Annotated in this window: 17 protein-coding genes and 2 pseudogenes; 14 read left to right on the top strand and 5 right to left on the bottom strand. The window is 63.5% G+C overall.

Going from position 1 to position 17,681, the window contains the following annotated elements; translation table 11 throughout:
• Positions 1-9 precede the first annotated feature (9 nt).
• The gene (locus AB6806_RS28315; protein ID WP_370956299.1) at positions 10-1,452 is read right to left on the bottom strand and encodes an aldehyde dehydrogenase family protein; all 1,443 of its coding nucleotides are present in this window, start codon (positions 1,450-1,452) and stop codon (positions 10-12) included.
• Between the two features lie 322 nt (positions 1,453-1,774).
• Here AB6806_RS28315 and AB6806_RS28310 point away from each other — a divergent pair, with 322 nt between their 5' ends.
• The 8 genes and pseudogenes from AB6806_RS28310 to AB6806_RS28275 all read left to right on the top strand — a co-directional run.
• The gene (locus AB6806_RS28310; protein ID WP_370956298.1) at positions 1,775-3,061 is read left to right on the top strand and encodes an ABC transporter substrate-binding protein; all 1,287 of its coding nucleotides are present in this window, start codon (positions 1,775-1,777) and stop codon (positions 3,059-3,061) included.
• Between the two features lie 88 nt (positions 3,062-3,149).
• Positions 3,150-3,890, top strand: a complete 741-nt coding sequence (locus AB6806_RS28305; RefSeq protein ID WP_370956297.1) for an ABC transporter ATP-binding protein — start codon at positions 3,150-3,152, stop codon at positions 3,888-3,890.
• Positions 3,891-3,892: 2 nt separating this feature from the next.
• Positions 3,893-4,603: an ABC transporter ATP-binding protein gene (locus AB6806_RS28300; RefSeq protein ID WP_370956342.1), complete on the top strand. Its 711-nt coding sequence runs from the start codon at positions 3,893-3,895 to the stop codon at positions 4,601-4,603.
• The gene (locus AB6806_RS28295) at positions 4,600-5,472 is read left to right on the top strand and encodes a branched-chain amino acid ABC transporter permease (protein ID WP_370956296.1); all 873 of its coding nucleotides are present in this window, start codon (positions 4,600-4,602) and stop codon (positions 5,470-5,472) included. The genes AB6806_RS28300 and AB6806_RS28295 overlap by 4 nt, the downstream gene beginning before the upstream one ends.
• Positions 5,469-6,500 (top strand): branched-chain amino acid ABC transporter permease, encoded by a 1,032-nt coding sequence (locus tag AB6806_RS28290; RefSeq protein ID WP_370956295.1) that lies wholly within the window; start codon positions 5,469-5,471, stop codon positions 6,498-6,500. Before AB6806_RS28295 ends, AB6806_RS28290 begins: the two co-directional genes overlap by 4 nt.
• Positions 6,497-7,741, top strand: a complete 1,245-nt coding sequence (locus tag AB6806_RS28285; RefSeq protein ID WP_370956294.1) for a CaiB/BaiF CoA transferase family protein — start codon at positions 6,497-6,499, stop codon at positions 7,739-7,741. Before AB6806_RS28290 ends, AB6806_RS28285 begins: the two co-directional genes overlap by 4 nt.
• Positions 7,742-7,803: 62 nt before the next feature.
• Entirely contained in the window at positions 7,804-8,613 is an 810-nt protein-coding gene (locus AB6806_RS28280; protein WP_370956293.1) for a helix-turn-helix domain-containing protein, read from the top strand.
• A 112-nt stretch (positions 8,614-8,725) separates the two neighbouring features.
• Positions 8,726-8,941: pseudogene (locus AB6806_RS28275) on the top strand (oxidoreductase); the annotation flags it as partial.
• Between the two features lie 245 nt (positions 8,942-9,186).
• Here AB6806_RS28275 and AB6806_RS28270 read toward each other — a convergent pair.
• The 3 genes from AB6806_RS28270 to AB6806_RS28260 form a co-directional block, all read right to left on the bottom strand.
• Complete coding sequence (locus AB6806_RS28270) at positions 9,187-9,693, bottom strand: ferritin-like domain-containing protein (RefSeq protein WP_370956292.1); 507 nt, start codon at positions 9,691-9,693, stop codon at positions 9,187-9,189.
• An 11-nt stretch (positions 9,694-9,704) separates the two neighbouring features.
• On the bottom strand, positions 9,705-10,631 hold the full coding sequence (locus AB6806_RS28265; RefSeq protein WP_370956291.1) for a manganese catalase family protein: 927 nt from the start codon (positions 10,629-10,631) through the stop codon (positions 9,705-9,707).
• Between the two features lie 159 nt (positions 10,632-10,790).
• A complete protein-coding gene (locus AB6806_RS28260) occupies positions 10,791-11,456 on the bottom strand; it encodes a DNA-3-methyladenine glycosylase (RefSeq protein ID WP_370956290.1) in 666 nt (221 codons plus the stop codon).
• 211 nt (positions 11,457-11,667) lie between these two features.
• On the opposite strand from AB6806_RS28260, the gene AB6806_RS28255 reads away from it, so the two are divergent.
• From AB6806_RS28255 to AB6806_RS28245, 3 genes are all read left to right on the top strand, one after another.
• On the top strand, positions 11,668-11,802 hold the full coding sequence (locus tag AB6806_RS28255) for a hypothetical protein (protein ID WP_370956289.1): 135 nt from the start codon (positions 11,668-11,670) through the stop codon (positions 11,800-11,802).
• A gap of 459 nt (positions 11,803-12,261) precedes the next feature.
• Positions 12,262-13,359, top strand: coding sequence for an alpha-amylase family glycosyl hydrolase (locus AB6806_RS28250; RefSeq protein WP_370956288.1), 1,098 nt, complete (start codon positions 12,262-12,264; stop codon positions 13,357-13,359).
• The gene (locus AB6806_RS28245) at positions 13,326-13,988 is read left to right on the top strand and encodes a DUF3459 domain-containing protein (RefSeq protein ID WP_370956287.1); all 663 of its coding nucleotides are present in this window, start codon (positions 13,326-13,328) and stop codon (positions 13,986-13,988) included. The genes AB6806_RS28250 and AB6806_RS28245 overlap by 34 nt, the downstream gene beginning before the upstream one ends.
• Here AB6806_RS28245 and AB6806_RS28240 read toward each other — a convergent pair.
• Positions 13,959-14,930 carry a TIGR03885 family FMN-dependent LLM class oxidoreductase gene (locus AB6806_RS28240; RefSeq protein ID WP_370956286.1) on the bottom strand — a complete coding sequence of 324 codons (972 nt, stop codon included), beginning with the start codon at positions 14,928-14,930 and terminating at the stop codon, positions 13,959-13,961. The two genes, AB6806_RS28245 and AB6806_RS28240, sit on opposite strands and share 30 nt — an antisense overlap.
• A gap of 80 nt (positions 14,931-15,010) precedes the next feature.
• On the opposite strand from AB6806_RS28240, the gene AB6806_RS28235 reads away from it, so the two are divergent.
• The 3 genes and pseudogenes from AB6806_RS28235 to AB6806_RS28225 all read left to right on the top strand — a co-directional run bounded on the left by AB6806_RS28235 (position 15,011) and on the right by AB6806_RS28225 (position 17,658).
• Complete coding sequence (locus tag AB6806_RS28235; protein ID WP_370956285.1) at positions 15,011-16,597, top strand: alpha-amylase family glycosyl hydrolase; 1,587 nt, start codon at positions 15,011-15,013, stop codon at positions 16,595-16,597.
• A 28-nt stretch (positions 16,598-16,625) separates the two neighbouring features.
• A pseudogene (locus tag AB6806_RS28230) lies at positions 16,626-17,288 on the top strand (UdgX family uracil-DNA binding protein); the annotation flags it as partial.
• Positions 17,289-17,421: 133 nt separating this feature from the next.
• On the top strand, positions 17,422-17,658 hold the full coding sequence (locus AB6806_RS28225; protein WP_370956284.1) for a DUF2171 domain-containing protein: 237 nt from the start codon (positions 17,422-17,424) through the stop codon (positions 17,656-17,658).
• The last annotated feature ends 23 nt before the right edge of the window (positions 17,659-17,681 follow it).

Here is a 17,681-nt window from a genome sequence, read left to right as displayed (position 1 = left end):
ATATCCTCCCTAGACGATGCCGTGGTTGAAATAGGTCGTCTTGCGTTCCGTGTAGAATTCGATCGCGGCCGAGCCCTGCTCCGAGCCGCCCATGGCGCTGGCATGGCGTCCGCCGAAGGGGGCGTGGAAATCGATGCCGGCGGTCGGTGCGTTGACGGTAACCAGTCCTGCGCGCGAGGCACGGCGGAAGCGTTCCGCCGTATGCAAGCGGCCCGTACAGATGCCGCTCGAGAGGCCAAATGGCGTATCGTTGGCCATGCCGATAGCTTCGTCCAGGTCCTCCGCCACGATGACTGCCGCGACCGGGCCGAATATCTCCTCGCGGGCTATGCGCATGGCGTTGCTGGCGCCGACGAACAGCGTTGGCGCGACGAAATAGCCACCCGTCTCGGTGGAGAGGGGCTCGCCGCCGACAATGGCGCTGGCACCCTCAAGCCGTCCGATTTCGACGTAGTTCATGATCCGCTCGCGCTGGGCAGCGGAAACGACCGGACCAATCTGCGTGTCCGGCGCAAGCGCGTCGCCGACCCGCAGCGCCGCGACCTTCTCCGCGAGCGCATCGACGAAGCGGTCGTGGATCGAACGCTCGACGATCAGGCGGCTCGACGCAGTGCAGCGCTGGCCCGAGGCGAAGAATGCGCCGTCAAGCGCCGTGTCGACTGCGTGGTCGAGATTGGCGTCGGCGGCGATCACGAGGGGGTTTTTTCCGCCAAGCTCGAGCTGAACCTTCTTCATGCCCAGGGCGGCGCGCTGAAGGATTAGGGAGCCGACGGGGCCCGATCCGGTGAAGGTAATGGCGTCGGAATGGTCGACGAGCGCGTCGCCGATCTCGCTGCCAGGGCCGAAGACGAGGTTCAGAACGCCAGCTGGCAGCCCCGCCTCGATCGCGACCTCGACGAGCGCGAGGCCGAGCGCAGGCGTCAGTTCGGAAGGTTTGAACACCGCCGTATTGCCATAGACCAGCGCGGCCGCGATCTTCCATGCCGGCAGGGCGATCGGGAAGTTGAACGGGGTCACGATCGCGACGACGCCGACCGGCTCGCGAGTGACCGTGACGTTGAAGCCGGGCCGCAACCCGGGCAGGAATTCACCCGGCGCGCGAAAGGCCTCCCCCGAGAAATAGTCAAAACAGCTCGCCGCGCGGTTGACCTCCCCGACGCCCTCTCGCAGCGTCTTGCCCTCCTCACGGGCGAGCAGCGCTCCCAGCGGCTCAGCACGCTCGGACAGCAGCAAGGACATTCGGCGCAAGATCTCGTGGCGCCGCCCGGGAAGTGTCGCTGACCAGGATGGAAGCGCCCGCCGCGCCGCCGCGCAGGCTTCGCCGACAAGCCGCGCATCGGCGCGGGCGAAGCGTCCGATCAACTCGGCCGGGCGCGAAGGATTAAAGCTATCGTCGCCGGCAGCGGCTTCGCGCCATCGGCCGTCTACGAGATTCCGCCCCTCGATCGGCAAAGCATTCCCCGTCACGTCTTTCTCCCCGGCGCATCGAAATGTGCCATTTTGTTATTTTCACTGTATGAAATGAAATTTCATTTACATGTGAACACGGTGATGCCAGACTGCTTCACGGTTTGCAAGATAGATTTATCGCAAACTATATACAGGTATTAATTCGCAGAAATTTGGTATATGCGCCTATAGAAAAGACAATCTTGTCATTTCATAAAACTAAAAAACGTGATCAGCCCACATGCCGGTTGTTTTGGAGCGGTAAGCTCAAAAATAGCCGACGGGAACTGATCATTCACTAGGGCATGGCACACGGGAGGAATTGATGAAGTCGCTATACCTATTCGCAGCGGTCGCGGCCGCCGGCATTGCCTTGAATACGCTCGCGCAAGCGCAAGACATCAAGGTCGGTGTGATCTACGATCAGACCGGACCGTTCGCTGGCGGCGGCTCTGTCAACGCCTCGATCGGCACGCAGATCGCGATCGATCTGATCAACGAGCGGGGCGGCATCCAGGGGCGCAAGCTGGTACCCATCAATATCGATGCTCAGTCCAAGGTCGACGTCGCGATCAACGCGGCGGAACGCTTGCTCAACGAAGACAAGGTCGACCTGATCATGGGCATCTATTCAAGCGCCCAATGCGTACCGATGGCGGCCAAAGTAGACAACGCCAAGCGCTTCATGTGGGCGAATGTCTGTATCTCCTCTGCGGTCTTCGCCAACCGCAACCTGCAATATGTCTTCCGCGCCCAGGTCCACTCGGACCAATACGGCGAGGCGTCGTGCCTGTTCCTATCGGAAACCTCGCAGGAAAAGTTCGGTATAGCTCCCTCTGCGCTCAAGGTCGCAATCATCCACGAGGACGGCCCGTACGGCTCCGGCGTCGCCAAGAGCAACAAGGAGACCTGCGCCAAGGTGGGCATCAACATCGTGCTCGAAGAGGGCTATGCGGTCAGTGCGACCGATCTCGCGCCGATGATCTCCAAGCTCCGCCGGGCTCGACCTGACGTCATCCTCCACACCGGGTACAATCCCGACATCGCGTTGTTCCTGCGCCAGGCCAAGGAGCAGGGGCTGAAGTGGAAAGCCCTGATCGGCCATGGCGCCGGATACGCCAACATCGACCGGATTCGCGAGGCTGCCGGAAAGGATGCCGATTACGTCATGGATGTCGATCCGGTCTCCGCGCAATACCTGAAGGCCGAAACGCTCAAGCCGGGTCTGGGCGACGTCACCCAGGAGGTGGTCAAGCGCTTCAAGGCCAAGACGGGCGCCAGCGACGTCGAAACCAATGTCTGGATGGGCTTCAACCAATCGTGGATCCTGTTCACGGATGTCCTGCCGCGCGCGATCAAGAACCATGGCGGCATCGATCCGGAGGCGTTGCGCAAGGCCGCGCTCGAGACCGATATTCCTGTGGGCGGGACCGTTCAGGGTTACGGCGTCAAGTTCTATCCGCCGGGCCATGCCATGGCCGGTCAGAACGAGCGTTCGTTCCCGGTCGTGATGCAGCATACGCCCGAGGGTACCAGGGTGCTTTGGCCGAAGGCGATCCGCACCGGCGATCCGATAATGCCGCTGCCCAACGGCCATACCTTCGCGCAGTGAACCCGGCGGCCGTCTGCCAAATGCAAGGCGGCGACCACCCTGCCCTCTCCCGAACTGTGAAGACGCGGCTGCGCCGCGGGGAAGTGCTATGCTGTCAGTCCGAGGACTTACCAAGATCTTTGGCGGATTTGCCGCCGTATCGAACGTTTCCTTCGATGTGCGGGAAGGTGAAATCCTAGGATTGATCGGCCCCAACGGTTCGGGAAAAAGTACGACGTTCAGCTGTATCGCCGGGCTTCACGCCCCGACCGAGGGCAGCATCACCTTCCAGGGACGCAATATAACCGGCCTCGCAGCTAACAGGATCTGTCAAGCCGGAATCGGGCGTACCTTCCAGATTCCACGCCCTTTCGGCAAGCTTACCGTCCTGGAGAACGTCGCGCTCGCCGCCTGGTTTGGCCAGGATCGCAACGTTGATCGCGAGACATGCTGGCGCCAGGCAGTGGAAGCGCTCGATCTCGTCGGCCTGCCGACCGGGCCTGCGACAACGACCGAGGGTATGGGCGCGGCGGCGCTGAAGAAACTCGAACTCGCCCGCGCGCTCGCCAGCCAGCCGCGCCTCCTGCTGGCCGATGAAAGCCTGAACGGCCTCGATCCCTCCGAGATGGACCAAGCCGCGAGCATGCTCGACATGATCCGTCGCGAGAAGGGCATCACCGTTGTCTGGGTCGAGCATATCATGGGCGTGCTGATGCGTGTGGTCGATCGGGTCGTCGTGCTCGACCACGGCGAGGTGATCTATGACGGTGACCCTGCCGGGGCCCAGCGCGATCGCAACGTGATCGCTGTCTATCTCGGTCGGGATGCCGCAATGGAGTTCGCGCCGTGAGCCTGCTGGAGTTGAGCGGCGTCGCGGCCGGTTATGGCGGGTTTCCAGCCATTTCCGATGTGAGCCTCACCATCGCGCGCGGAGAGTCGGTTGCGGTGATTGGCGCCAACGGCGCCGGCAAGACGACCCTGCTGCGGGTCATATCGGGCATGCTGCCGGCAACCGCGGGAGCCATGACCATGGCCGGACGGGATCTGCGTGCCACGCCGCCCCACAAGGTCATCGAAACCGGTATCGCGCACGTCCCGGAGAACCGGCATCTGTTTCCGGGTCTCTCGGTCGAGCAGAATCTGCGCATGGGCGGTTTCATCCGTTCGGCGCGCGCTCATTTCGATGAGCGCCTGGCCTATGTCTACGACCTTTTCCCGCGGCTGAAGGAGCGGCGGATGCAGCTCGCGGGCACCATGTCCGGTGGTGAGCAGCAGATGTGCGCCATCGGCCGTGCGCTGATGAGTTCTCCCAAGCTCGTCCTTTTCGACGAACCCTCTACCGGCCTTGCCCCGGTCGTCGTGGAGCAGGTCTTCGATCTCGTTCGCCGCATCAGCGGCGACGGCTATACGGTTCTGATAGTCGAGCAGAACGTGAAACAGGTGCTTCAGGTCGTCGACCGGGCCTATTTGCTCGAAGTCGGCCGCATCCGCGAGCGTGGCAGCTCCGCCGAGATGCTGGCTTCCGAGACGGTTCGCCAATCTTACATGGGACTCGGCGCATGACCTGTTCGCTAGACATCTTTTTCATCGAGGCCATTCTGAACGGCCTGCTTTTGGCTGGTCTCCTCGCGCTGCTTTCGCTCGGCCTCAACATGGTCTTCGGCGTCGTCGACGTCGTCTGGATCTGCTATGCCGAACTCGTGATGGTCGGGATGTACGGCGTCTACTACGCCCACGTCACGCTCGGCCTGCCTTTGCCCGCCGCGATCGCAGTCGGTATAGCACTTACCGCTCTAGCGGGCGTCCTGCTGCACAAGCTCGTCATCAGTCCGTTGCTCGATGCGCCGCCGATCAACCAGCTGCTGGCCACCGGCGGCGTCCTGTTCGCCCTGCAGGCTGGCGCCACCATGGCCTTCGGCATCGATTTCCGTAGCCTCGGGGTCCAGCTCGGCTCGCTTGCCGCCGGCGACATGTACTTCTCCTGGGCGCGCATCATCACTTTCGGCGTCGCGCTTGGTACGGTGCTCGTGCTCAGGACATTCCTCCGTCGCAGCTATCTGGGGCTGGCGATCCTCGCGTTGAGCCAGGACCGCAAGATCATGCCCTTGATGGGCGTCGACAGCCGCAGGCTCTACGGCATCACCTCGGCCATCGGCGGCGGACTTGCCGGCCTCGCCGGCGCGCTGATGGCCCTGCAATACGACATCTACCCGCAGATCGGCCTGCAGTTCGGGCCGCTGATCTTCATGGTCTGCGTGCTCGGCGGTCTCGGCAACATGCTCGGCGGCTTTCTGGCGGCGATCGTGATCGCGCAGTTCATCACTATCGGGGGGTCGTGCTTCGCCACGGAATGGGGCTACGCCATCGCGTTCCTGTTCTTCATGGTGATGATGTTCATCCGCCCGCAGGGCCTGCTCGGAGCACGCTCATGAAGCGGATCAACCCGTTCTATGCCGTGGGTCTCGCCGCGCTGATCGCTTTGCCAGCGGTCATCGCCGGGGTTTATCCCGGCGGTCAGCGTTACTATCTGCACATCGTCATTCAGATGTTGATCTGGGCGCAGATCTATACCGGCTGGTCGCTGATGGGCCGTTTCGGACTGACCTCGCTTGGTCACGGCGCATTCACAGGCATAGGCGCCTATGTCACGGTTCTGCTCTGGAACTATACTGGTCTGACGCCGCTCGTCGGAATCCCCGTTGCCGTCATCATCGCGGTGATCGCCGGATTGCTGATCGGCTATCCCTGCTTCCTGCAGCGGATCAAAGGCCACTACTTTGCGCTTATGACGCTCGCCATGGTCGAGTTCGTGCGGCTCTGCATCGTGGGCTGGCGCAGCGTCACTGGCGGCTCTCTTGGTACGCAGGCGCAGCGCTACGGCGACGGCATCTCGCTTTATGCCGTCCAGTTCGAACCGGACCGGGTACTGGCTTATTTCATCGTGCTCGCTGCCTGGCTGATGACGCTCGCCATATGGCACCGTGTCGATCGCAGCATGGACCGGCTCGCACTCGAAGCGCTGGGGCAGGACGAAGAAGCAGCCGCAGCCGTCGGTATCGACGTGACCCGGGAAAAGCTCAAGATCACGGCCATTTCGGCCGGGCTTTGCGCTTTTGGCGGCGCTATCTTCGCCCAGTACCAGATGTATATCGGACCGGAGACGATCGCGGGGTTGGGCGTTTCGCTGAGCATCGTCTTCGGCGCCATCGCGGGCGGTATGGGGGTGCTGCTTGGTCCGACAGTCGGCGCGGTGTTCACACAATTCCTCAGCGAGGGCCTGCGGGTCGCGGTCCAAAGCTCGCAGACGCTGTCGGGGCTGTTCGGCAACCGCGCCCTCGCTTTGGACATGCTCATTTACGGCGTGCTGCTCGTCCTATTCATCATCTACATGCCCAAGGGAATTCTCGGAACGGTCCAGAATTGGTTGCGGCGGGTCCACCACGCGGAGAAGACGCGATGAATTTGGACCGCGACGACGCACCGCGCGGTGCGCTTGCCCATTTGCGCGTGCTCGATCTCAGCCGTGTCCTCGCCGGTCCTTGGGCCGGTCAGGTTCTCGGCGATCTTGGCGCTGAGGTCATCAAGGTCGAGGCGCCGGAGCGCGGCGACGACACGCGGCTTTGGGGCCCTCCTTTCCTGCATGAAGCGGATGGAACACCGGAATCCGCTGCCTATTTCAGCGCCTGCAACCGCAACAAGCGCTCGATCACGATCGACTTTTCGCGGCCCGAGGGCGCTGATCTGGTGCGCAAGCTCGCGGCGGGCTGCGACATCGTAATCGAGAATTTCAAGGTCGGGGGTCTCGGCAAGTATGGTCTCGATTATGAGAGCCTGAGCAAGATCAATCCCCGGCTGATCTACTGCTCAGTCACCGGCTTCGGCCAGACCGGCCCCTACGCGCATCGTGCCGGCTATGACTTCCTTGTCCAGGGAATGGGTGGCCTGATGAGCGTGACAGGCCAGGCCGACGGCGATCCGGGGGCCGAGCCGATGAAGGTCGGCGTCGCCGTCAGCGATCTGTTCACCGGCATGTATGCGGCGGTTTCGATCCTGGCCGCCGTCGCCCACCGCGATCGTACGGGCGAAGGACAACACATCGACTGCGCGCTGCTCGATTCCCAGGTCGCGATGCTCGCCAACCAGAGTGCCAACTGGCTCGTGGGCGCAGTGGAACCCACTCGCCTCGGGAATAACCATCCCAATGTCGTGCCCTACCGTGTCTATCCTGTCTGCGACGGCCACATCATCGTAGCCTGCGGCAATGACGGACAGTTTCGGCGCCTCTGCGGCGCATTGGGGCGGCCCGAAGCGGCTGATGATCCGCGTTTCGATAGCAATGCCGCACGCGTGGCCAACCGCGATGCGCTCGACGAGATGCTGACCGGCCGCCTCCTTTTGCTCGGGCGAGACGAAGCCATCGCGACGCTGGAAACCGCTGGCGTTCCCTGTGGGCCGATCAACACGCTGCCGGAAGTCTTCGCCGATAAGCAGATCAAGGCTCGGGGCCTTGCGATAGCTATCGAGCGCGACGACGGCGTTAGCGTGCCCGGCGTCGCATTCCCGGCCCGGCTCAGCTTGACGCCAGCGACCTACAGGACGGCCCCTCCGCGGCTAGGGCAGGACACCGATGCCATTCTCAGAGATGAACTCGGCCTTGATGACAGGGCTCGTGCCACATTACGCGCTAGTGGAGTTGTCTAGAGGTCGGAGAAGCGAATTCGCCGACTGGGCCGCGAGACTGCACGTGAGGAGAAGAACCACCCATGTCGTCCTATAAGCCGGTCACAGCCGCGCTGCGGGTGCTTGACATCCTGGCAGCCGTCAATCGCGCGAATCCGCGTGCGACGGTCGGCGAGGTTCACCGCCAAACCGGCATCGACAAGGCGACGATCGTGCGAATGCTCGAGACCCTGGTGCATGCCGGTTACGTGATCCGCGACAAAGCCTCAACGAGCTATCAGGTCAGCGGCAAGACCCTCCAGCTCAGCAATAGCTATGATCGGCACAGCGTCATTGCCTCCTTGATTGAGGAGGATTTGACCGCCTTCCGGCAGCGGATCGGCTGGCCCTCGGACGTCGCCATTCTCGACAACGACGCGATGCTGGTCATCAAATCGTCGCGGCAGGGGGAACCACTGTCCTTCAACCGCAAGCCCGGCTATCGCGCTCCCGTACTGGGCACAAGCCTCGGCCTCGCCTATCTGGCTTTTTGCCCGCTCCAAGAACGCGAGGCGGTGATCGCGCGCGCGCTGGATGAGACCGGGCCATGGAACGAGATCGCACGCTCGCCGCAAATGCTCGCTGCCAAGCTCGACCTTGTTCGCGAGCAAGGCTACGCGACGATGGACGAGAATTATTCGCGAATCGAATACGACAACCGGATCTTGTCGATCGGCGTGCCTATCAAAGCCGGAACGACCGTGATGGCCTCGATCAACGTGATCTATCTCACCAGCGCCCTCACGCCTGCCAAGGCTCGGGAAACGCTTCTGGCGCCGCTGCAGGCCGTCGCGGCCCACATGGCGGATACGCTCGCCGCCAAGGGCGGCCTTTCGGGCTCAGTGCCTCGATGAGCAACGCAGCCAGGCGAGCGCGGCGTCCCAGGACCGCGCTGGATTGGTGATGCAAACACCATGCGATTTGCGCCGGCCGAGATTGCCGGTGAAACGAACAGGAGGAAGTTTGATGCCGTCACTATTCGAACCCCTGATCCTGGGTGCGGTCGAAGCCCGCAACCGCATCCTTATGGCACCGCTGACACGCGCTCGCGCCACGCGGGACCACGTTCCGACGCCGATCATGGCGAGTTATTACGCCCAGCGTGCGGGCGCGGGCTTAATCATTTCCGAAGCTACCGCGATCAGTCGGCAGGGCATGGGTTGGCCTTACGCGCCCGGCCTTGCACACCCCCAAATTGACGTCTCATGCCCTGCCATCGCCTTTGATTGCCGCGAGTCGCTTGACACCGGGCCTTCGGGCGGAGGTTGGAGTGGCAAGGTCAAATCTTCGGGCCGTCGGAGTGCGGATCGCGCAATCCGGTCCGCACTCCGGCGGCCAATCTTGCCGCAGGTTGCTGCGTTAGCCCGCGATCTGGTTTCCGCTTTCGAGGGGCCGGATTGCGCGTCCGCACCGGCGGGCGTCACCGATCAAACCTTCGCAGGCTGATCCGTGGCGGAGCGGTTCAGGAAGGCGACCGTCACCTGTTCCATGTGCTCTCCAAGCCAGTTCGCCATCTCGATTTCCTGATTCAGAATGCGCCGGCAGATCGCGCTGGTTTCGGGATCGTTGCAATGATCCGCGGCGGCGATTAGCACCTTATAGGCCGCGACTTCGGTATGCTCGAAGGCGTAGCCGGCCATCGCGCCCTTGACGACCTCGTCGGACGTCATCATGCCGCCGACGCCCTGCCCCGTCGCCGCGAAACGGCCCATAAGGTCTTTCACCGTGGATGTGTCGCCACCCCTGCGCTCGATGCAGGAACTGAGCATGTCCGATTGCACACGCGTCTCCTGCAGATGGCTTTCAATCCGCGCCTTGAGCTCCGGGTAATGCTCAAGACGTCCGGCCATCGAGGAGAGCATCGTCTCCGCCTGCTTTTCCATGGCGTGCGCATCGCGCAGCCAGTCCATCAGATGGTCTTCCGGTCCAGTCATGGGTCCTGCTCCTAGCGCGAGGCTTTGTAGAGTTTGGTCGCGATCTCGAACATTTCTTCCGGTGCGTAGTCAGGCGTGAAGGCGGACGGCACGCCGGTAAGCTGATGGATCTTGCCGCCTTCGGGCATGCCGTCCACAACCTCGAGCTCGCCCGGCGGGTCGCCCGGCAGAGCCATTTCGCCATTGCCCCAAATGCCCGCCATCTCCTTGTAGTCATTGGGGCTGAACGTATAGAGACGGCGGTGCGAGCCCTCTTGCAGGTATTTCTGGCATTCGGGAATCTTGTCCAGGTTGATGTTCGGGGTCGGCAGCATCTTGGTGATATCGACACCTGTGATCTGCTTGAGCGCGAGCGCGTAGGCGTGGGCGTGGACCGAGCCGCGTACGAGCAGATATCCGCAGACCTCGCGCCCTGTGGGATCGGTGAGCGTCTCGTAGACACGCAGCTTGTGCAGCCGCGCGCCGCATTCGAGGTGGAAATTATGAAGCAGGTCCATCACGACGTTTCCCGTCGTCGTGACGAAGTCGGTGTTCCAGGATACGCCGTTGCTGTTGACCGGCGTTGCGCCGCCGGCGTTCGAAAGGAACGCGGCAGCGAGGCGCATATCGCTCATATCCTGGAACGGCGCGGCCGAGATGTCGCCGCCGTCTCCCGTATCTCCGTCGCTCTTGTCGGGGCCGTTCGCGATCATCGCGACGCCGTTGCTGACCAGTTCGACATGGCCCAGTTCCTCTGCCGTGATGCTGGCAACGAGGCTGTAGAACGGACGGAGCTTCTCCTTGCTGCGGAAATTGAAGCTCTGGAACATATAGTTGCCGAGCGTCGACATCTCTCCATATTTGCCGCCGAGCAGTTCCTGCAGAGCTGCGGCTGCGTTGGGATCGGCTTTTTTCGGTGGCGGCAGTTCGGCTTGAAGCTGGTCGACGCGCATGAACATGATGTCACCTCCTGTTGCTTCGGCCAGAACGGCTCGTCAGAACCGTTGTTCCGCGTCAAAACTTTGCCAATCAGGGTGTGGTCTTCCGGACGCCCCGCTGATTGTCGGCGGCGGCTACGTGCCGAACCGCGCTATGCGGCAAGCACGAGGTGGCCTATCTCACGCCTCAATCGTCCGGCCGATCGGCCTGCTCAGGAAGCGCGACCCAGCGAGGCAGAAGCGCCATGGAACGTCGGCGGCCTTGGTGATGCCGATGCGTGGCCCCATCGCAATCGCGGACGCCGGCGGTTTGTGATCCGCCAGCATCGCGAAGGGTGCTTGGCCAAGATCGTGGCCATCTCGACTGCCATCTATCCCAAGCGCTGCGCAGAGGCGCCCCGGCCCGGAGCAGAGCAGATTGCTGGGAAGCTCGCCGCGCCGCGCTTTCATCCGAGCAAGGCCGACCCGTGGCTCGATCGCCCGGATCAATACGGCTCCGCCGGGATGAGAGCCGCAGACCACGTTGAGACACCAGTGGATCCCATAGGAGCGATAGACATAGGCGTGGCCCACGGGACCGAACATGCTGCCATTGGTCTTGCTCGGGCCGCGCGCACTGTGTGAAGCCGGATCCTCGCCATCATAGGCCTCCGTCTCCACGATAATCCCGCCGACACCATCGAACAGCAGCCAAGTACCCAGCAAGTCCGCAGCGACAATTGCAACAGGACGGCGGAAAAAAGTCCGGCTGAGGGGCTCCGCGCCCGGCGGCCCGCTTTCCTCGACTGGATCATCGCCGCGGTACTCGGGATCGCGGAGATGCTCTGGAACTTTGGCATGTCTCATTGTCTTCCCGCAAGCCGGCTATGAACCGCCCATCGGGCAAACTGTTCCGCAGGAGCACGGGCAGGACCGCGCGAACGGAAATCGCGGTGGCTCGTTTAGCTTCTGGGGGAGCATACAGGAGGCCGCGATGAAGACAGATATCAGTAAACCGCAAAGGCGCGACGAGGCTCGCCCGCTTCACGTGGCGATCGAGACCAAGGAGGATTAAGCCTTGGCTCAGCAGAAAATCAGCGCGCTGCGTCACAGTTCAAAGGACGAGAGCGCGGAACGGGAGTTGGCTGCCCTGACGCAAGCCGTCAGCGACTGGGACAGCGGCAAAGGGCGCAAGGCCGGCTACCCCATCTAGAGTATCCGCTTCACTCGAAATGCCGGGTCTCAGCGAGTGCTCCAGCAGGCCTCCATCAGCTCTAGCTTTGACCGGGAGAAGCCGCCAGCGCTGTAGCCAATACCGGAAAACCGGTCCCGGAAGCGGGGCTCGTGTGCCTCAGCCGCCAGCAATTGCGCGATGCGCTCGCGCTCGGTTGTCAGGCAGACGTCCGATAGCCCGCCGAAGGACCGGTCCGGTCACCCTTATTCCGAACGAAGACGATCAGCCCGGATGCGATGATGCTCATCTGCGGGAACCGGGCACACGGCAGCTGCTTCAACCGGCGATCCAGTCCAGCGACCGCGGAAGTGCCGATGCATGATATCACCGTCCGCAGCCATCGGCATGCCATGCGTTTCGGGACGGAGGTATTGCCCGGAGGCACCCGGTTCAGCCTTTGGGCGCCGAAGCTCGATCAGGTCTCCGTCGAACTGGGCGATGGCGGCGTGCATGCGTTGTCGCGACGCGGCGATGGCTGGCACGAGATCTATTGCCGATGTGGGAGCGGGAACGCGTTATCGCTTCGTGGGTCCCGACGGCAGCCGCTTTCCTGATCCGGCATCGCGCTACCAACCTGACGACGTCCTGGGTGCGAGCGAGGTGATCGATCCCGGCAGCTTCCGCTGGACCGATGCGGATTGGTCCGGACGCCCCTGGGAAGAGGCCATCATCTACGAGCTGCATATCGGGACCTTCACGCACGAAGGCACGTTTCAGGCGGCTCTGCAACGGCTCGATCATCTGGTCTTCCTGGGCATCACGGCGATCCAGATCATGCCGCTTGGGGATTTCTGGGGCCGGTTCAACTGGGGTTATGACGGTACGGCGTGCTTTGCTCCGGATTCAATTTACGGCCGGCCGGATGATTTCAGGCGCTTCGTGCAGGCGGCGCATGAGCGCTCGCTCATGGTCGTCCTCGATATCGTGCTCAATCACTTCGGAGCCGAGGGAAACTACCTGCCGGGGCTGGCGCCGATCTTCACCGAGCGGCACGACAACCTCTGGGGGGACGCGATCAATTTCGATGGCGAGGACGCGGCTTGCGTCAGGCAGCTCGCGATCGACAACGCGCTCTTCTGGCTGACGGAATTCAACCTGGACGGCCTGCACTTCGATGCCGTCCACATGATAAAGGACGACAGCGCGCCTCATATCCTGGACGAGCTCGCCCAGCGTCTGCAGGAGGTGCGGCCGCAGCGCCATACCCGTCTGATCGTCGAGAATTCGGATAATCAGGAGCGCTGGCTGAAGCGGCGCGACGATGGCGCCCCGGTCCGCTTCGCGGCCCAATGGAACGACGACACCCATCACGTCATGCATTCCTGCGTGACCGGCGAGATCACCGGCTACATCGCCGATTTCAATCCGGCCGAAGGACGCGCCGATAAGCTCGGGCGGTGCTGGCGGAAGGGTTTCTCTATCAGAGCGAATACAAGATCCATGAAGGCATGCGCCGCGGCGAGCCCAGCGCGGGCCTGCCGCCGACTGCCTTCATCTGCTTCATGCAGTCTCACGACCAGATCGGAAACCGCCTGACCGGGGACCGCGTCACGGCACTGGCCGACGAGGCCGCGATCAAGGCCTGGGCTTCGATCTACCTGCTCTCGCCGCAGATTCCGATGCTCTTCATGGTTGAGGAGTGGAGCGCCGGGACCCCGTTCCCGTTCTTCAGCGACATGCCGCCCGAGCGCCGCGACGAGACCGCGAAAGGCCAGCATAAGGAATTGAGGCTGAGCCCGGAAGCGGGCGACCCCGACAAGCCCGAGGTGACAGCGGCCCTCGATCCGACTGACCCGGCCACGTTTGCCCGTGCAAAGATCGATTGGACAGAGCTCGACAAGCCGCGTCACCAGGCGTGGCTCGCCTGGTATCGCCAGCTGATCGCGCTGCGCAGAGCCGAGATCATCCCGCTGCTGCCCAGGATCGGCGGATTTTCCGCCAGCTACGAGATGGCGGGCGAGCGGGCGGCCACGGTGCGCTGGAGCCTGGACGACGGCTCGCGACTGGTGCTCCAGGCCAATCTGAGCCCTGACGCGAATCCGGACCTTTCGATCTGCGGCGGGCGTCGCATCTGGCAGCATGGGCTTGTCGAAACGGAGCGCTTAGGCCCGTGGCCCGTCGCGCTGAGCTTCGAACTACCGGGCGGCGCCGACAATCTGGGGTAGCACGCTCCTGCCGAAGGCCTCGATGAAGGCTTCCTGGTTGCGCCCGACCTGGTGCAGATGGATTTCCGAAAAGCCCAGCTCGATATAGTCCGACAGCCAGGCTGCGTGCCGGCCGAGATCCGCTGAGATCAGAAGGTCCCCGGCCACGTCCTCGGGCCGGACCAGCCGGCCGATGCGCTCGAAATCCGCAGGCGAGCGCAGGTCCCAGCTCACCTCCCCGCCGGCCAGGCAATAGCGCCACTGCTCATGGGCGCCAGACAGCGCGGCCTCCTCGCTTTCGTCCCAGTTCAGTCCGACCTGCAGGATGATCGGCTTGCCTTCCCCGCCCCCGCGCCGAAATGCCTCTACGACTCGCCGGAGCTGCGGCAAATCGGAATTGACGGTCAAGAGCCCGTCGGCCCAGCCACCGGCAAGGCCGGCGGTCGCTTCGGTTACGGCCGCCGCGAACAGAAGGGGCGCACTCGGAGGCAGGCTGTAGAGCTTCGCGTCGATCGCGGTGACGCGGCCGCGATGGGTCACGGTCTCGCCGGCGAGCAGCGCCCTGATGATATCGGCGCATTCGCGCAGCCGCGCGTTGCGCTCGGCTTTCTCGGGCCAGGGCAGTCCGGTGACGTCCTCGTTGATACGCTCGCCGCTGCCCAGAGCCAGCCAGAACCGGTCCGGGAACATCTCGGCCAGCGTCGCGGCGCCTTGCGCGACAACGGCCGGATGGTAGCGATAGCCAGGCGCGGTGATCAATCCGCAGGGCAAGGCGATGCGAGCCATCGCCGCCCCGATCCAGCTCCAGGCGAAGCCGGATTGTCCCTGCGCTTCCGCCCAGGGCTTGAAATGGTCCGACGACATCAGGGCCTGGAAGCCCGCAGCCTCCGCCTCGACCGCGAGCGCCAGCAGATGCGACGGCGCAAACTGCTCATGCGATGCGTGGAATCCGATCAGCGCCATTTCCGCCCCGCCCCAACTTGCGCAAAGGCAACCGGATCGGTTCGCGAACGTTCCTTCGCCGGGCCAATGAGGGGCAGGTCATGCCGGATCAATCCAAATGGTGGCAGTCTGGGGTCATCTATCAGGTCTATCCGCGCTCGTTCCAAGACAGCGACGGCGACGGCATCGGCGATCTCCTGGGCATTCTGGCACGATTGGACTATCTGGCCGAGCTCGGCATCGACGCAATCTGGATCTCGCCGATCTATCCTTCGCCGATGGCGGATTTCGGCTACGACGTCGCCGATTATCAAGGCATCCACCCCAGCTTCGGCACGCTCGACGATTTCGACCGGCTCGTCGCTGCCGCGCACGCGCGCAGCATTCGGATCGTCCTGGATTTCGTTCCCAATCACAGCTCGAACCAGCACCCCTGGTTCACCGAAAGCAGATCGGGCCGGGATGCCCCCAGACGCGACTGGTATGTCTGGCGTGATGCCGCGGCCGATGGCGGTCCGCCCAACAACTGGATCAGCGAGTTCGGCGGCAGCGCCTGGAGCTGGGACGAGGCGACGGGCCAATATTACTATCACGCCTATCTGCCCGAGCAGCCCGACCTGAACTGGCGCAATCCGCAAATCGCGGCGGCGATGCTGGATGCGCTCCGATTCTGGTTCGAGCGCGGCGTCGACGGCTTTCGGGTCGATGCGATCCATCATCTCTTCGAAGATGAAAGCCTGCAGGACAATCCGCCCAATCCGGAATGGCTGCCGACGATGTCGCCGGCCAGAAGCCTGATCCGGACCCGGACGATGGACCAGCCCGAGGTTCACGACGCCATCATGGCGATGCGGCGTGTGGCCGACAGCTTTCCCGGCGACCGTGTCATGATCGGCGAGGCCTATCTGCCGATCACCCGCCTGATGGCCTATTACGGCGTCGATCTCGGCGGCTTCCAGCTGCCGTTCAACTTTCACCTGATGTCGACCGCCTGGAATGCGCAGGCCGTCTCTACGCTGGTCGAGACCTATGAGGCCGCGCTGCCCGCAGGCGGATGGCCCAACTGGGTCCTGGGCAATCACGACCGCTCGCGCGTCGCCAGCCGGCTGGGCCCGGCGCAGGCCAGAATTGCCGCGATGCTGCTCCTCACCTTGCGGGGAACGCCGACGCTCTATCAGGGCGACGAGATCGGCATGACCGATGTCCCGATCGCGCCGGAGCGCGTGCGCGATCCCTGGGAGAAGCGCGTACCTGGCCTAGGCCTCGGCCGCGATCCCGTACGCACGCCGATGCAGTGGGACGAGGGGACCCATGCCGGGTTTTCGAGCGCGGAACCGTGGCTGCCGCTGCCGCCGAGTTTCGAGGGCTTTACGGTGTCGTCGCAGCTTCGTCAGCCCGACAGCATGCTGCAGCTGTACCGAAAGCTGCTCAGGCTGCGCCGCGCCGAGCCCACGCTTTCGGTCGGTGGCTATCGCGCGGTCTCAGCCGACGAGAACGTGCTCGTCTTCGAGCGCTTCCATCAGCAGCGGAAGCTCCGCATCGCTCTCAATTTCGACGACCATGCCAAGACGCTGCCGGACGCGGATGCCACCGGACACATCCTGCTGTCGAGCTATCTCGACACGCCATCCGCGACGAGCTCCGTGGAACTCCGGCCGTCGGAGGGCGTCATTACCGAGCTGGACTGAAGCTGGCACGGCTAGCGAGCATACGGGAAAGCCCGCCATGACGATCATCAGGCGCATTTCGAAAGCCGAGAACGCGAAGCAGGATCCGAAATCGCTCGACGAACTCAACGCGACCATTCTGGCGGCCGAGCCCTTGGTGCCGGGTGCGACGCGGGCGGTCCTGGGCGAAGGCCCGCCGGGCGCGGCGATCGCCTTTGTCGGCGAGCAGCCCGGGGACCAGGAGGATCGCGAAGGCCGGCCCTTCGTCGGGCCGGCGGGGCAACTCCTGAACCGGGCGATGTCGGAAGCGGAGATAGCCCGCGACAAGGTCTACGTGACCAATGCCGTGAAGCATTTCAAGTTCGAGCAGCGCGGCAAGCGCCGCATTCACGAGCGGCCGACCACCGGCGAGGTCAAGCATTATCGCTGGTGGCTGTTCAAGGAACTGGAGTTCGTGCAACCGCGGCTCGTCGTCGCGCTCGGGGCGACGGCGGTGCTGGCCCTTGCCGGGCGGGCCCTGCCGATTTCGCGGAATCGTGGGGAGATGCAGTTCGACGGATGGCGCGGCTACATCACGGTGCACCCGTCTTATCTCCTGCGCGTGCCCGACGAGGGCGCCAGACGATCGGCATATGAGGAGTTCGTCGCCGACCTCGAGCGCATTCGAATCCTCTCCAGAGATGACGCACCGGTCTCGTCCGCCGCAGAATGAGCTTGGGTCTGCGGAAGCCGCTGCCCGCTCAAAACGCCGTCGCGGGCCGCGGCTGAGTCGGGAACAACGTCGGCTCCGTGCCGTTCCATGGCCATCTGCCTTTCCAGGAGCTCCCAACCACGGATCGAAAGCCATGATGCATGTTGAGCAGATCAAGGAAGGTTTGGAGGTCGTCGGCTCCGATGGCGCGCATGCTGACATGGTCGACGCTTTGGTTGGGCAGCTCCTGAAGCTCAAGAAGAGCGATCCCGGGTCGAATGGCGTCCACCATTATCTCGACATCGGACTGGTCGTGGCCGTCGACGAGAAGATCCGGCTGATCGTGACCGGCGCCGAGGCAAAGGAGCGCTGGTCGGAAGAGAGCGACTGACGCCGTGATCACGGCCGACGCGA

This window comes from Allobosea sp. RCC_152_1, from assembly GCF_041360765.1.
GTDB lineage: Bacteria > Pseudomonadota > Alphaproteobacteria > Rhizobiales > Beijerinckiaceae > Allobosea > Allobosea spartocytisi.
Note: the sequence above shows the minus strand (reverse complement) of the source record. Positions and strands in the feature narration are given on the sequence as shown.